Origin of the sequence: Falsibacillus albus (genome assembly GCF_003668575.1) — a bacterium.
GTDB classification, from domain to species: domain Bacteria; phylum Bacillota; class Bacilli; order Bacillales; family DSM-25281; genus Falsibacillus; species Falsibacillus albus.
On the sequence record NZ_RCVZ01000002.1, the window covers coordinates 459,297 to 474,409 of the forward strand.

The following is a 15,113-nucleotide window of genomic DNA, read 5'->3' on the forward strand; positions in this document are numbered from 1 at the left end:
CCGGTTTTTCATTTCAGAACCAAGATACAAATAAAAGACCGGGCGATGAAAATCACCGCCCGGCAGGGACTACGCGTATTGCTTTTCTTCTTCCTGCTTGAAAAAACTCTTCATCGAATGGAATACATCCGCCTTTTGCTTCAAGATGTAATAGCGGAAGTTTTCGTCTTTAATGTTCTTGTATGCTGACATCAAGGTCGAGTGCCGGTTGTACTGATTGACTTCCCCATAGCCAAACATGTTGGACACTTTCATGAGCTCTTCGACCAGCTTGACGCAGCGGACATTATCCGATGTTAAATTATCTCCGTCTGAAAAATGGAAAGGATAAATATTAAAACGGGTTGGATTGTACTTCTCATCAATCAATTCCAGTGCTTTTCGGTAGGCGGATGAACAAATGGTCCCGCCACTCTCTCCTTTGGAGAAAAAGTCTTCCTCCGACACAACCTTTGCTTCCGTATGATGGGCGATAAATTCGATTTCGACGGTTTCATATTTCGTCCGCAGGAATCGAGTCATCCAGAAGAAAAAGCTTCGTGCCATATACTTTTCCCACAGTCCCATCGATCCGCTCGTATCCATCATCGCCAATACGACCGCCCTGGATTCAGGCTTCCTGATTTCATTCCACGTCCTGAATTTCAAATCCTCCGGAAAGATCGGATGGAACTTCGGCTCCCCGCTGATGGCATTCCGTTTGAAGGCCGTCATCATCGTTCGTTTCTTATCGATGTTCCCCATCAAACCAGTTTTTCTAATATCATTAAATTCGATGTCCTCGACAGTAATTTCATCTTGTTCCTTCCTTTTCAGGTTCGGGAGCTCCAATTGACTGAACAGCGCTTCCTCCAACTCCAGCATGGAAATTTCGGCTTCATAATAATCTTCACCTGGCTGATCTCCCGCTCCTTGACCTTTACCGGGACCCTTTTGAGGTGTACCATCGCGTGCGATGACGTCCCCCACTTGGCTGTCTCCGTCGCCTTGGCCGACGTGTTTATTCTTATCATAGTTGTATCGAATTTTATATTCGTCTAATGATCGTATTGGAATTTTGACCACATCTTGGCCATTGGACATAATGATGCTTTCTTCTGTTATTAAATCCGGAAGATTCTTCTTGATGGCTTCCTGCACTTTTTCCTGGTGTCGCTGCTGATCATCATGCCCTTTACGATGGAGGGACCAATCTTCTTGCGAAATAACATACTGCTGATTATCCGTTTGAGACATTCTCATTCCCCTCCTTATGAAGTTTCATATCCTAAATTGTCACAATGGCATCCTCATCAACATATACTGTCTTGACTGTCAAAATAAAAAAGCGTCTTGCCTCTTCATCCTGTTAAAGGTTGATTACTCTATCCTATGCACCAAAACCAAATAATTTACTAATTATTGCGACAATAAGACAAAAACCTACGGTGTGGACAAGCCTAAATTTACTCCAGAATATGACAAGCTTTTTTCGTGAAAAGTTGTTGTTGTATGACAAAAAAATTTGGTGAGAATCTCAAAATTTCCTATAATAAAGAAAAAGACTCATACCCATTTTAATGAAAAAGCATCACCCTTACTTCACTAGTTATGTCTATGCATCAATAAATTCCAGTAGTGTAAGCTCGATTAAAAAAATGACAAATAGAATCGAGACCGCATCCTCGCAATTCCATTTGCCATTCTGTAACCAGCTTATTTTCATCATCCATAATTAAAACTGCTGGGGATCTGCCTCCTCCCCATATATCTCCAACTCTTCTTCCGATCTCAGCTTCTCCATTTGTTTTCCAAGCCAGATAACGTCCTCGAAATTGTTCGTCATATTGCCGTTCACGATGCTTGATGCAGGAGCCGGCTTCTTTTTCATCATGATGTCATCACCTCATACATCAGTATGCGCTCTGTGAATCCCCTTCATGCTTTCAATTCTTTTACCACATCCCGAAGAATAGCAATCCCGGCACTTAAGTCGCGTTCGTTCAGTCCCCCGAATCCAAGGAGTATTGTGTCGCGTGGAGCTTTTTCATTTCCTTCCCAATACGCGGCGGTCGGGTAGACCTTTACGCCTCTTTTTAACGCATGATCAACTATTTGATCTTCATTCATCCCAGGCAGCTTCAACAGCATATGGAAGCCCGCGTCCGTTGCGATGACCTTTGAGTTCTCTGGAAATCCTCGCTGTAGTTCCGTATGAAGCAGGTAATACCTCTTTACATATTCATTCCGTACTCTGTTCAAATGCCGGTGCCAAAACCCTTCGTTAATAAAATGGTATAGTGCAGCCTGCATGATGGTCGAACTCGTTTGTCCAATTGACCGTTCATTGCGCTGCAGCCTCTTCAATAAGTGTGGGGGCAGGACCATGAAAGAAATGCGAAGTGCTGGTGTAAGTGCTTTGGAGAAGCTCCCTAAATAAATGACCCTCTCCTGTTTGTCCAGGCTTTGCAGACTGGGGATGGGCCGTCCCGAATACCTGAATTCCCCATCGAAGTCATCCTCAAATATATAAGCAGACTGCTCATTTGCCCACTGCAGCAGCTCTACCCTTCTTTTGATCGGCATGATGGCACCTGTGGGAAATTGGTGCGCCGGTGTGGTGTAGACCACTTTTGGATTAATATGAGTCAGTTTCTCCAATGAAATTCCATCTTCATCCACCTGGATTGGCGCGATTGGTACCCCAGCCCATTTGAGGTATTCACGAACACCGTCAAATCCAGGATTTTCGTATCCTACCTCCTCTGTCGTCAAATCAAGCAAATGGACAAGCAAGCTGATCAAATACCTCGTACCGGAACCGATGATGATTTGCTCTGGATTCGATTGGACCCCTCTCGTGTTGCGAAGGTATACACTCAGCATCCTCCTTAACGGAGCATAACCAAAGTGGTCGCCATATTGAAAATGCTCAAACTGTGAAAATGCCCATTTTTGCGCTCTTTCAAAATCCTTCAACGGGAAGGAATCATGGTTGATCCGACTGTAGTGGAAATCATATTTCACGCCTGTATCAGGCGGCGCGATTGGCGAACCCGCATCGTCTTCATGTTGAATTCCACGGAAAAAGCTCGTATCGATCTTTTCAACATAAATCCCGCTCTTCTCCCTGCTGACGGTGTACCCCTCAGCAAGAAGCTGGCCATATGCATGTTCAACCGTCGTCTTACTGATATTCAGCTGTGTCGATAGCTTTCTGATCGAAGGCAGCTTTGATCCTGGTGGGATGCTGCCGGATGTGATTTCGTCGCGAATGTGTGTATAAAGTTGATCATAAAGCGCTTGCCCTTCCTTGAAAATGATCGGCGGGAGCATAATTGTTTTCTCCATCTGACCTCTCCTCTTTTTTCCAATCTGTCTCTCCCAAAAGCTTTCACCTTTTTTTATGATAAATGTATTCTGTCATCTTAAATATATCGATTTCAATGGATTTCGAAAAGGACAAAAGGAGTGAATCAATAAATGGTGATGATCAGAAAAGCAGCTGTAGAAGATTTGATGCCATTGAAAGAGCTCATGCTGCAATACATTGTCGATTTTTACAAACGACCAAAACCCGACGAAAATGAACTTAATAAACTTATTTTAGCTATGCAATCGAATCCATCAATCGGCGAGCAATTTGTCGCGATTGATGGCGATTCCCTGATTGGATTTGCCACCCTGTACTATACGTTCAGCACGACCCGCGTGAAAAAGATGGCTATCCTCAATGATTTATTTGTTTCTGCAAAACATAGAGGATGCGGCGCCGGCGAAGCATTATTCCGACAATCCAGGCATCGTGCACATGAAGCTGACTGTGCCTCGATGACTTGGCAAACGGCGCTCGATAACAAAAGGGCTCAGTCGCTATACGAAAAAATGGGCGGACAAAACGTGAACGATTGCTGGATTCATTATGAAATCGATCTTTAGGAAAGGGGAATGGAACGACATGAAGAATGAACGCATTGTGTTGGAGGGCCAGTATGTCGAACTGCTGCCGATGGAATATGAATATTTGGAGAATTTGGTTCAAGCGGGATTGGATGAACAAATATGGACGTATATGCCGACAAAGGCAGCAAACAAAGATAAAATGAAGATGCTTGTGACGCAAGCTATGAGCAACAGGGAAACCGGGGTGGAATACCCTTTTGTAATCAAAAGCAAGGAACATGACCGGATTATCGGCAGTACAAGATTTCTGGACATCTCGCTTCCGAACAAAAATCTCGAGATAGGCTGGACGTGGCTCAATCCGTCTGTGTGGCGGTCAGCGGTCAATACGGAATGTAAATTATTGTTGATGGAGTACTGCTTTGAAACACTCGGCCTTAATCGCGTCATGCTAAAAACTGACTCAAGGAACAACCGCTCTAGGACGGCAATTTTAAGACTCGGCGCCAAGGAAGAAGGAACGATGAGGATGCACCGCGTATTGGAGGATGGCTACATCCGCGACACGGTCATGTTCAGCGTGATCAAACCGGAATGGCCGGGAGTGAAGGAAAGATTGATCCATTACTTGAAGAAGGCATAAAAATAAGGAGTCTGTCGGTCGGCTTTTGTCCGCCGACTAAGACTCCTTTTTACTTAGACTTATTTATCATCATATTGGACGGGATCGGGCTGCTTCCCCTTTTCTTTCACTTCTTCATTCGTACGGTGCTTTTCCATCTGCCTTCCCAACTGCTTGACTTCCTTCATACTGCTTGCCATTGATCCATTTTTTTCTTCGGGTTTTTTTGAATTTTTCTTTTCATTATTCATTTGCCCCACCTCTTGATTGAAAGGATACCCTTTTTGGGAGAGAATAAAACATAAATAAACTTGGGGGAAGATGGGACATGATCAAACGTTTGGATATAAAAAATCAAAAGACAGCAGAACAAATTCGAGAACTGCAGCAGGCTGCCTATCAAGTGGAAGCAAGGCTGATCGACTTTTCCGATTTGCCTCCCTTGGTGGAAACCGTGAATGACATCATGGCGCTCGATGAAATATTCTTCGGATTCATCGTGGATGGCAAATGGATCGCGGGAGCTCTCTCCTTTGAATTGGAAGAGGACGAATCGGCGACCATCTGCCGGATGATGGTCCACCCGGATGCCCATAGGAAAGGAATTGCGGGAAAACTATTAGAAGAATTTTTTAAAGAAACGTCCTTTTGTACGAAGTGGCAGGTAACCACCGGTGCCGCAAACGAGCCTGCCAAAAGGTTGTACGCAAAGCATGGATTTTATGAAGATCGACAATTTGAAGTCGTCCCAGGTTTGATGATCAGCTCTTTTGTGAAGGAAAATACCAGATAAGGTGCAGATTCTTCGCCGGATGCAACGCAAAAGGTTTTGTCGAATAATTGATATATCGTGATTTTCGCAGATATATGCTTTAATTTCGCTGATAAATTGAGATTTTCGCAGATAATTCCTGGATTTCGCAGATATCCTTTCCGGAAGCCCCGCCTTTCACCAGCAGTCCCTCTGGAAACCATTAAAAAAAGCTTGGATCGGCGCCAGATCCAAGCTTTTTTATTATTTTTACCGTTCAATCCAAAACTTTTCCCTCATCAGAAGCCCATTCTCCCCATAATCCAGCTTTCTTTCTAACGATTCAGCAAGCTTCCGACGTAGCGAAGCAATTCGTTGGCAGATGAAGAGTTGTATCCGTGCTCATCGATCAAGCGGGCAACGACTTCATTGATTTTCTTGAGCTGCTGCTCATCAGGTGTTTTTGTGGAAGTTGTAATTTTGACGACGTCTTTCAAGTCAGCAAACAACTTCTTCTGAATGGCTTCTCTCAGGCGGTCATGCGAGTTGTAGTCAAATCGCTTCCCTTTACGCGCATAGGCAGAGATCCGAATCAAAATTTCTTCGCGGAATGCCTTTTTCGCATTTTCGGAAATGCCAATTTGCTCTTCGATCGACCTCATTAATTTTTCATCCGGATTGATTTCCTCACCAGTCAATTGGTCGCGAAGCTTCGCCTTATTGCAATAAGCTTCCACGTTATCGAGGTAGTTATCCATAAGCGTTTTCGCAGACTCCTCATAAGAGTAGACAAATGCTTTTTGAACTTCCTTCTTGGCGATGTCATCATATTCCTTCCTTGCCAATGAGATGTAATTCAAGTATTTTTCCCTCAGCTCCTGCGTGATCGATGGATGCTGATCCAGTCCCTCCTTCAAGGAGCGGAGGACATCCAAGGCATTGATCGACGAAATTTCCTTGCGAATGATTGTGGACGAAATCCTATTGATGACATACCGCGGGTCGATTCCACTCATTCCTTCGTCCTGGTATTCCTTTTTCAGCTCATCAACATCAGCCGAGTTGAACCCTTCCACACTTTCACCATCATAGAGGCGCATTTTCTTGATCAAATCGATGTCTCCGCGCTTCGGATCTTTCAGGCGGGTCATGATGGAAAACATCGCCGCAACCTTCAGTGTATGCGGTGCAATATGGACATCCGCCACGTCTGATTCATTGATCATTTTTTCATAGATCTTTTCTTCCTGTGATACCTTTAGATTATATGGAACCGGCATGACGATGATCCTGGAATGGAGCGCTTCATTCTTTTTATTCGAAATGAAGGAACGATACTCTGTTTCATTCGTATGGGCAACGATCATTTCATCGGCAGAAATGAGTGCGAATCTGCCTGCTTTGAAATTTCCTTCCTGTGTCAGCGAAAGCAAGTGCCATAAGAATTTCTCATCGCATTTCAGCATTTCCTGGAATTCCATCAAGCCTCGATTGGCTTTATTTAATTCACCATCGAACCGGTAGGCGCGCGGATCTGATTCAGAACCGAATTCAGCAATAGTCGAGAAATCGATGCTTCCCGTCAAATCGGCAATATCCTGCGACTTCGGATCTGATGGACTGAATGTGCCAATCCCCACCCGTTTATCTTCAGAGAAAAAGATTCGTTCCACCAATACATCTTCAATTCGCCCGCTGTACTCCTGCTCAAGCCTCATCATGTTCAACGGGGATAGATTACCTTCCACGCGGATTCCATATTCTTCATAAAATTCATCGCGGAGATGGTGCGGGATCAAATGCAGCGGATCTTCATGCATCGGACATCCTTTTATGGCAAAAACAGAGCCTCTGTCCGATCTTGCGTATGCCTCCAACCCTCTTTTCAACATGGCTACAAGAGTCGACTTCCCTCCACTTACAGGTCCCATTAATAACAAAATACGCTTGCGGACATCCAATCGTTTGGCAGCAGGATGGAAATATTCCTCAACAAGTTTTTCCAATGCTTCTTCAAGTCCGAATAACTGTGAATTAAAAAAATTATACCGTCTCTTTCCATTTACCTCTTCCACACCGGCGTCTTTGATCATATTGTAAACCCTTGAATGTGCCGACTGCGCCACCCATGGCTTCTCTTTAACCATCTCTAAGTAGGCTGCAAATGTTCCTTCCCATTTTAACTTTTCTTCTTCTTCTCGGTAGTACTCCAGCTTTTTTAAAATATCCATAAGGACCTCCCCCTGTCGCTTGTTGAGAGACGATTAATATACTCTATGCTCCTGTCCCGACAAACATGAATAATTAACGGAGGCAGTTTCGAAATGTGGGATGTCCAAACGATTCATAAAAAACATGATTTTTCCAGAAAATAATGAATGAATGCGTTCACACTCCCCCAAAAATGGGCTATAATAAGGAATAGATTGGGCATACTTGGACTATTGAAAAGGAGGCGCTGCATCCATGAACACGTTCATTATCTGCTGCGTGATTGTTGCATTCTTATCCGCGATCTTCACTGCGGGATACAATGATAAGCCAGGTGTACACAAATAGAATAGCGAAATCGGCTGGTTCAGAGGCGAATGGCAGATATACCGCGATTCACACTCAAAGCCGGATTTAGACAAAAGGGACCGAGAGAATATACTCTCGATCCCTTTTGTCATTTTTGACTTTTTTTCATTTTAATAATTTTCTTAAGTTATTTTAAGTCGAATCCTTTCCCCTGTACGAAATCTTTCATATACATCCTTCTTTTCGCAGAGAGCATTTTGGCCATTTGACCGGTCCAAGTATCAGTTCTCAGGCCCCCGGTACGCTTGTGGTAGTATTTGGAGATGACCTCATCATAGTCGGTCATTTGCTTCATATATTTTTCTTCATCTTGCTCATATGTGTTTTCATGATAAATATGCTCAAGCGGCAATCTCGGCTTCACATCGGTATCCTGATCAGGATACCCGATTGCCATGCCAAACAGTGGAATGACCCTTGATGGCGTGTTCAGTAATTCCTGGACTCCATTCAAGTCGTTGCGGATGCCGCCGATATAGCATATCCCCAATCCCATCGACTCCGCTGCGACCGCTGCATTTTGGGCAGCCAAGGCAGCGTCGATAAGTGATACCATGAATTTCTCGGTGCTCTCAATGGAATCTGCGATATCCGCCTGATGTTTTTCCGCAAGCAGCTCGTGGCGATGAAGATCTGCGCAAAACACAAGAAAATGGCCGTTATGTACTACATAAGATTGGTTCCCCGCAAGCTCGGCCAGTTTTTCTTTTTTCACTGGATCGGTCACACCGATGATTGTATATGCCTGGATATAACTTGAAGTCGATGCTGCTTGGGCGCTTTTGATGATCGTCTCCACCTGTTCCCTCGTCAATGGTTGATCCTTGAATTTCCTAACTGAATGATGGGCCAGGAGCGTTTCAATTGTTGTATTCATTATGTATCGATCCTTCCATGTCTTTTTTCGAATAGTGTACCACCAAACTTTGATGTTTAAAAATAAAACGGCCTCCTCGGTTTTTCCGGGAAGGCCGTTCTAAAATTCCTTTATTTCAATGTAGGATAATCCTGCTGGCGAAGCGCCTCATACACAAGGATGGCCGCTGTGTTCGATAGATTGAGCGACCGGACGTTGTCATTCATCGGGATGCGCAGGGCACGATCCTTATTTTCAGCCAATAAGTCTTTCGGAAGGCCTGTCGTTTCTTTACCAAAAATAAAGAAATAATCCTTTTCAAGCTGACTGTAGTCAAACGTAGTATGTGGCTTTGAGCCGAATTTCGTCAAGTAGAAGAATTCGCCGCCTTCATTTGCCTTAAAGAAGTCTTCCAAGGAATCATGGTAGACGATATTCACGAATTGCCAATAATCCAAGCCCGCACGCTTAAGCATTTTATCATCCGTTGAAAAACCAAGCGGACGGATCAAATGGAGCGTTGTATCGGTAGCCGCACATGTACGTGCGATATTACCTGTATTTGCAGGAATTTCTGGTTGATATAGTACAACATGTATACCCATTTGTCTTTCACCTCATCAATAAACTCTACCTGACATTATACCAATCCAGGACAAGTTTTTCTACTGATCATCCACGATGGTAAAAAATCGGTACTTAATATTCGGAGTGTAAGCACTGGAATCCTCGTAGGCCCAGTATCTCATCCGACTGTTGTACGTATGTGCATTCACAAGGGGCATACCGTCTGCATCCTTCCCGGTGACGATCGTATTATGATCAAAGCGTCCGTCACCCTGAAAGTCATAGCAAATTACGTCCCCAATCTTCAGTTCTTGAGGATCATTCACCTGCCTTGCCCGAAGTCCGCTCCTACTCGAGGAAAGGTACCACTTCAGCGAATTGGCCACTGTCCAGCTGTAGCTCCAATTATTGTTCTGCATCCACCAGCCGCTTCCCCTTCCTGGATAGCCGCGCATCGGTGCCCCTCCGGCATGGAGGCATTGGGAAATGAAATTGGTGCAGTCGACCTCAAATGTTTTAAAGGCAGGATTATAGCTGTTCCACCAACGCTCAGCATACTGCGCCGCTTTCAGACGATCGTATTGATAGGCACTCCGATATTCTACTTCATCCTCCATGCTTGGATAAATATCAGCATTCTGCTGCACAGGAATCGGCTGCTCATCATCCCCAATCAAAACATTTTGATAAAAGGCTGACCGGCGATGCTCCACTTCTTCTTCTATATAAATAAGCCCCCGCTGCTTGAGCAGATATTGCATATGAACGTCATAATATATGAAGGTATTTTCCCCTTCCTCTTCCATCAGCCTGATCCTGCCGGTTGCAGACGTCTTGATGATTTCCGCCTGCCGTCTCTCCAATGATTCCTTTTTTCTCTCCACCTTTGGACAGGAGGATTCATTCAATTCCTTTATGCTTTGGTTGACCCGGTCCTGCAGCAGCCTTTGTATTTGATCTTTCATCACGATCGCCCTCCTTCATTAATACATATGATGGAAGGCGTGGTTGCAAAACTAAAAAAACCGATCGCATATCACGATCGGCCCTCTGTAAAAAAGGATAATCCTTTTTCGATTTCCTCGATGACTTCTTGATCTTCTTCCTTATTCCGAGCCTTCTTCAGCGCTTCAATCGCATCCTCGCCGCCGATCCTTCCCAATGCCCAAGCAGCCGTCCCTCGTATGACAGGACGGACATCCCTTTCCATCACCGAGATGATATCAGGAATGGCGGTTTCATCTTTAAAATGAGCCAAAGCAAGCAGCGCATTTCGCTGAATCGGCTTTTTCCCTCTCCACGATCCGGATACATGGCCGTAATTCTGTTTGAACTCCTTGTTGCTGATTGAAAGAAGCGGCTTAAGCAGAGGCTTGGCAATTTCGGGATCCGGCTCCATCCGCTCATGAAGATGAAAGTCCTTCCCTTTATTCTCGGGACAAACCGTTTGGCACGTGTCACAGCCATATAGACGGTTGCCGATTTTCGTCCGGAACTGATCCGGCAGGAATCCTTTTGTCTGGGTCAAAAAGGCAATACAGCGCTGGGCATCCAGCTGCCCGCCTTCCACCAATGCCCCTGTAGGACATACATCGACGCACTTGTTGCACGTCCCGCATTGATCCTCCATCGGCTTGTCCGGTTCAAATGGAAGGTTGGTGATCATTTCCCCTAAGTAGACATACGATCCGAATTCAGGTGTAATGATCGCACAATTTTTTCCGCTCCAGCCGATGCCTGCCCGTTCGGCGACAGCACGGTCGACCAATTCGCCCGTATCGACCATCGACTTGAACATGGCCTCTGGAACCTTCTCTTTTATATAATCCTCTAATAAAGAAAGCTTTTCTTTTAAAAGATCATGATAGTCCGTCCCCCAAGAAGCCCGGCAAAAAATCCCGCGCCGCTCCCCTTTCTTGCTTTGAGGGGCATCCTTCATTTTCGACGGATAGGCAAGGGCAATGGAAATGATCGATCGCGGTTCATCAAAAATCAAGGAAGGATCCACCCTTTTTTCGATATCCTTTTCCTCGAAACCCGATTGATAGCCGAGCGATTCCTGGCGCACCAACCGATTTTTCATTTCATCAAATGTGGACGCAGTCGTAAAACCTATCTTATCAATGCCGATCCTTCGGCTGTATTGAATGATCTCTTCTTTCAGTTTTTTGAAATCCATGGATGGACCCCTCCTTTCTTCACTATTAATTGAACATTTATATATAAAAAATGATTTCCGACTGTTCTCTATGATAAACTATTTTTATCAAATTTTGGAGGTGGAATGGTTGGAAATCAAACTAGATTCATCCTTGTGCGCTGCGATACCCGGATTTAAAGCTGGCATCATTCATTATAAAGGGATTGAAGTCGGCGACTCCCCGCAGATGCTCCGGGGCAGGCTCCAGCTATTTCAAGAGTCGATTTACTTTGACCTGGAGGATCAGTCCGTCACTGAACGCCCCGGCATCCAAGAATGGCGGCAAATCTTCAAAGCAGTCGGCAAAGACCCGAACCGCTACCGCCATGCAGCAGAGGCGCTGTTCAGAAGGATCAAAAAGCAGAACTACCTGCAGCCGATCAACTCGGCAATCGATTTGAACAATTTTTTCTCCCTGCAGTATGAAGTCCCGATTGGCCTCTATGATCTGGACAAACTATCCGGCGACATCGTAATTCGCATCGGCGCATCGGGAGAGGAATATGAAGGATTGAATGGCAGAAGCAACTCCTTGGAAAATTTGATCATTTCAGCTGATGACAATGGCGGGTTCGGAAGCCCATTTGTCGACTCGACCAAAGCAAACGTGATCCCAGGCACAACTAGCGCCCTGCAAATCATTTATTTGCGGCCTTCACTGCCATTGGATGAATGCAATGCACTGACAGAATCACTCATGAACATGTTCACCCAGATCAACGGCGGGGAAGCAAATTTTCAAGTCCTAGGCTGCTAGCAGTCCAGGGCTTGCCCGCCAAAACAAATAAAACGCAATGCTTCGTTTTGGGTTCAAACGAAACACTGCGTTAGTTCACATATGTATGGAGCGGGTGAAGGGAATCGAACCCTCATCATCAGCTTGGAAGGCTGAGGTTTTACCACTAAACTACACCCGCATTTAACGTTTCTTTAACACGTTTTTTATTATAGTAATATTCTTTACAAAATGCAACCCATATTTCGAAAAAAGTCGACGGAATCCGACATTTCCTTTCATGATGACGGATTCCTACCTGAAGCATCATTATTTTTCAAAATTATTTTCAATGAACTGCTGCTCCTGCTCTTTGGACAAAATCCCGTAAGCTCTCCCTATATTTCCATGCTGGAGAAGCCAAACCTTATTGTGATCCTCATCCACTGTTGAAAAATCCCCTGCGCTCCATTTGTTAAGAATAGACAGCAAGAGATCCCTATGCTTGAAATCACTCTTTTCAACTACTTCCTTCACTTGCTGGATATGCTCATCCGTCATCTCGACCGCACCCCATTTATCACTTGCCTTGATCTTCTGATGCGTCATCTGATTCATGATATCCAGGACCTCACCCTCTTTGGACCGTGAATCCAAATCGACCTCATCCTTTACACCTTCAACCCGGTTCGTCTGTGCCCCCGCCTCATCCCGCGTATCAACTTGAGGCTCGGTACTGCCGCGGATCACCAAATAATAACCCAAAAATGCTCCAACCCCCAAGAGGATCATCAATCCAATCAGCACAAACTTACGCTTCATTAAATCCCCATCCCCCATTTTCTATGTATTTCTACTATCATATCAAAACCAGAAGATAATTCCATTAATTTCTAACAAAAAAAGGCCGTCTATTAAAAGACGAACCAGACATACATTTTATGATTTATTTAATTAAATGAGGACCTCCGCGACGACTCGAAAATGCATGAGCTTCAACGGACTTTCACGAAAAACTTGCAGGAAATCGCGTGATTAGACCTTCCCTTCAATCGAGTAAATTAAGCCTTTTCTGCTCTCTTCCACTCCAGTCCGTGGCTGACACACCCAAAGCTTATGATCAAGATGAACACATAACAAACATTATTGAGCCAATTAGGCATAATGAAAAACTCCCCTTTATGACAATTGATTTCCAGCTTATTTTACTATTAAAGGAAGCGAAGGGAATGGAGGAGATGTTACGGTGGTGTGAACGATTTATGTATTTTACCCTTGTCTATATGGGAAAAATTTCATAAAATTAACGTAAAATGATTGGAGTTGAATTATGATTATAAAACCACGAGTAGAAACGGAAGAACTAATAGTTTTAAGATATTTAAATAACCGCTTGAAATTATCGGCAAATGAATTGAGTTACTACTTAAACCTCGAAAAGGGATTTATAGGTGAAATAAGTTTTGATGAATGGATGAAGGGAGTCAATCAAAATTGGTTAATTCTAAATGATTTACTCCTTGAAAACAATAATTCAATCTTTCAAATTGACTCACTGTTATTCGGTCTGAACAAACTCCTTATATTTGAAATAAAAAATTACGAAGGCGACTTTTACTTAGAAGGAGAGAGATGGTACTCATCCACAAATTTAGAAATAAAAAATCCCTTACATCAACTAAGAAAGAGCGAATCTTTGCTGCGAAGTTTGCTCCAAAAGAATGGTATCAACCTTCCCATCGAATCCTATCTCATTTTCGTCAACCCCGAATTTCACTTATACAATGCCATACAGAATTCACCCATTATCTTTCCACCACAAATCAACCGCTTTATGAAAAAGTTGAATGAAAATACGATACCTACTACAAATAAACAGATAAATATAGCTCAAAAAATCTCTTCACTACATTTAAATTACTCCCCATTTTCTCGTATTCCTCCATATCAATATACTGATCTCCAAAAAGGTGTTTTTTGCAAAACTTGCAGTTCTTTAACTTCCCAACATAATAGAAACCTTTTAATATGTCAGAAATGCGGTGAAAAAGAAACAATCACTTCTGGTATTTTAAGAACAGTAGCTGAATTTAAAACTCTGTTTCCAACAAAACAATTAGAAACAAATATTATTCACGAATGGTGTAAAGTTATAAAGTCAAAGAAATCTATTAGACGAGTTTTAAAAGAAAACTTCACCATGGTAGGTCACTCTGGGGCATCTCATTTTTTATAAAGTAAAATCGGTCGCCGTGATTACAATATTTTAGCTGGGTGATATTTTATCTGATTCCCTTTATCCGGATTCCGCTCGCTGACGGGCATCAGATCCTCAATCTGATTCCCTTTATTCCGATCCCGTTCACTGAAGGGAATCAGATTCCCATTCTGATTCCCTTTATCCAGATTCCTCTCGCTTACGGGAATCAGATCCTCTTTCTGATTCCCTTTATCCGGATTCCGCTCGCTGACGGGCACCAGATTCCATTCTGATTCCCTTTATTCCGATTACACTCGCTGACGGGCATCAGATCCTCTTTCTGATTCCCTTTATTCAGATCCCGTTCACTGAAGGGCATCAGATTCCCATTCTGATTCCCTTTATTCCGATTCCTCTCGCTGACGGGAATCAGATTCCCATTCTGATTCCCTATATCCAGATTCCTCTCGCTGACGGGCATCAGATCCTCTTTCTGATGCCCTTTATTCCGATTACACTCGCTGACGGGCACCAGATTCCCGTTCTGTTTCCCTTCATTCCGATTTCGCCCACTGACGGGCATCAGATTCCCGTTCTGTTTCCCTTTATCCAGATTCCTCTCGCTGACGGGCATCAGATTCCCGTTCTGATTCCCTTTATCCAGATTCCTCTCGCTGACGGGAATCAGATCCTCTTTCTGATTCCCTTTATCCGGATTCCGCTCGCTGACGGGCACCAGA

The 15,113-nt window shown here is 43.9% G+C and carries 17 protein-coding genes and 1 tRNA gene; 5 read left to right on the plus strand and 13 right to left on the minus strand.

Annotated features, from left to right (window positions below):
• Positions 1-69 precede the first annotated feature (69 nt).
• The 3 genes from yhbH to pdxR form a co-directional block, all read right to left on the minus strand.
• On the minus strand, positions 70-1,236 hold the full coding sequence (yhbH, locus tag D9X91_RS04960) for a sporulation protein YhbH (protein ID WP_121679451.1): 1,167 nt from the start codon (positions 1,234-1,236) through the stop codon (positions 70-72).
• Between the two features lie 478 nt (positions 1,237-1,714).
• Positions 1,715-1,873 carry a hypothetical protein gene (locus D9X91_RS04965; protein WP_233569639.1) on the minus strand — a complete coding sequence of 53 codons (159 nt, stop codon included), beginning with the start codon at positions 1,871-1,873 and terminating at the stop codon, positions 1,715-1,717.
• A 44-nt stretch (positions 1,874-1,917) separates the two neighbouring features.
• A complete protein-coding gene (gene pdxR / locus D9X91_RS04970; protein ID WP_121679452.1) occupies positions 1,918-3,330 on the minus strand; it encodes a MocR-like pyridoxine biosynthesis transcription factor PdxR in 1,413 nt (470 codons plus the stop codon).
• A gap of 132 nt (positions 3,331-3,462) precedes the next feature.
• Between pdxR and D9X91_RS04975 the strand changes: the two genes are divergently transcribed.
• Both D9X91_RS04975 and D9X91_RS04980 read left to right on the plus strand, forming a co-directional pair.
• On the plus strand, positions 3,463-3,918 hold the full coding sequence (locus D9X91_RS04975) for a GNAT family N-acetyltransferase (RefSeq protein ID WP_121679453.1): 456 nt from the start codon (positions 3,463-3,465) through the stop codon (positions 3,916-3,918).
• A gap of 19 nt (positions 3,919-3,937) precedes the next feature.
• On the plus strand, positions 3,938-4,525 hold the full coding sequence (locus tag D9X91_RS04980) for a GNAT family N-acetyltransferase (protein ID WP_121679454.1): 588 nt from the start codon (positions 3,938-3,940) through the stop codon (positions 4,523-4,525).
• A 59-nt stretch (positions 4,526-4,584) separates the two neighbouring features.
• Here D9X91_RS04980 and D9X91_RS22710 read toward each other — a convergent pair whose 3' ends face one another.
• Positions 4,585-4,755, minus strand: coding sequence for a hypothetical protein (locus tag D9X91_RS22710; protein WP_199738074.1), 171 nt, complete (start codon positions 4,753-4,755; stop codon positions 4,585-4,587).
• A 77-nt stretch (positions 4,756-4,832) separates the two neighbouring features.
• Here D9X91_RS22710 and D9X91_RS04985 point away from each other — a divergent pair, with 77 nt between their 5' ends.
• Positions 4,833-5,297, plus strand: coding sequence for a GNAT family N-acetyltransferase (locus tag D9X91_RS04985; RefSeq protein ID WP_121679455.1), 465 nt, complete (start codon positions 4,833-4,835; stop codon positions 5,295-5,297).
• A 293-nt stretch (positions 5,298-5,590) separates the two neighbouring features.
• Here the strand turns inward: D9X91_RS04985 and D9X91_RS04990 are convergent, their stop codons facing one another.
• The 5 genes from D9X91_RS04990 to queG form a co-directional block, all read right to left on the minus strand.
• Positions 5,591-7,486, minus strand: a complete 1,896-nt coding sequence (locus D9X91_RS04990) for a PrkA family serine protein kinase (RefSeq protein ID WP_121679456.1) — start codon at positions 7,484-7,486, stop codon at positions 5,591-5,593.
• 476 nt (positions 7,487-7,962) lie between these two features.
• Positions 7,963-8,712: an oxygen-insensitive NADPH nitroreductase gene (gene nfsA, locus D9X91_RS04995; protein ID WP_121679457.1), complete on the minus strand. Its 750-nt coding sequence runs from the start codon at positions 8,710-8,712 to the stop codon at positions 7,963-7,965.
• Between the two features lie 110 nt (positions 8,713-8,822).
• Positions 8,823-9,296: a tRNA (uridine(34)/cytosine(34)/5-carboxymethylaminomethyluridine(34)-2'-O)-methyltransferase TrmL gene (gene trmL, locus D9X91_RS05000; RefSeq protein ID WP_121679458.1), complete on the minus strand. Its 474-nt coding sequence runs from the start codon at positions 9,294-9,296 to the stop codon at positions 8,823-8,825.
• Between the two features lie 60 nt (positions 9,297-9,356).
• On the minus strand, positions 9,357-10,223 hold the full coding sequence (locus D9X91_RS05005; protein WP_121679459.1) for an amidase domain-containing protein: 867 nt from the start codon (positions 10,221-10,223) through the stop codon (positions 9,357-9,359).
• 71 nt (positions 10,224-10,294) lie between these two features.
• Positions 10,295-11,437, minus strand: coding sequence for a tRNA epoxyqueuosine(34) reductase QueG (queG, locus tag D9X91_RS05010; protein ID WP_121679460.1), 1,143 nt, complete (start codon positions 11,435-11,437; stop codon positions 10,295-10,297).
• Positions 11,438-11,546: 109 nt separating this feature from the next.
• Between queG and D9X91_RS05015 the strand changes: the two genes are divergently transcribed.
• Positions 11,547-12,215: a B3/B4 domain-containing protein gene (locus D9X91_RS05015; protein ID WP_199738075.1), complete on the plus strand. Its 669-nt coding sequence runs from the start codon at positions 11,547-11,549 to the stop codon at positions 12,213-12,215.
• Positions 12,216-12,301: 86 nt separating this feature from the next.
• Here the strand turns inward: D9X91_RS05015 and D9X91_RS05020 are convergent.
• Together D9X91_RS05020 and D9X91_RS05025 are read right to left on the minus strand one after the other, a co-directional pair.
• Positions 12,302-12,375 (minus strand) — tRNA-Gly (locus D9X91_RS05020).
• A gap of 128 nt (positions 12,376-12,503) precedes the next feature.
• Positions 12,504-12,995, minus strand: a complete 492-nt coding sequence (locus D9X91_RS05025) for a DUF6241 domain-containing protein (RefSeq protein ID WP_121679461.1) — start codon at positions 12,993-12,995, stop codon at positions 12,504-12,506.
• Between the two features lie 508 nt (positions 12,996-13,503).
• On the opposite strand from D9X91_RS05025, the gene D9X91_RS05035 reads away from it, so the two are divergent.
• Positions 13,504-14,409 carry a nuclease-related domain-containing protein gene (locus D9X91_RS05035; protein WP_121679463.1) on the plus strand — a complete coding sequence of 302 codons (906 nt, stop codon included), beginning with the start codon at positions 13,504-13,506 and terminating at the stop codon, positions 14,407-14,409.
• A 20-nt stretch (positions 14,410-14,429) separates the two neighbouring features.
• Here D9X91_RS05035 and D9X91_RS22320 read toward each other — a convergent pair whose 3' ends face one another.
• Positions 14,430-14,651, minus strand: a complete 222-nt coding sequence (locus tag D9X91_RS22320; RefSeq protein WP_148709047.1) for a hypothetical protein — start codon at positions 14,649-14,651, stop codon at positions 14,430-14,432.
• Positions 14,600-15,113: hypothetical protein (locus D9X91_RS22445; RefSeq protein ID WP_407644173.1), on the minus strand; the 514-nt coding region annotated here is incomplete at its 5' end. The genes D9X91_RS22320 and D9X91_RS22445, both read right to left, overlap by 52 nt.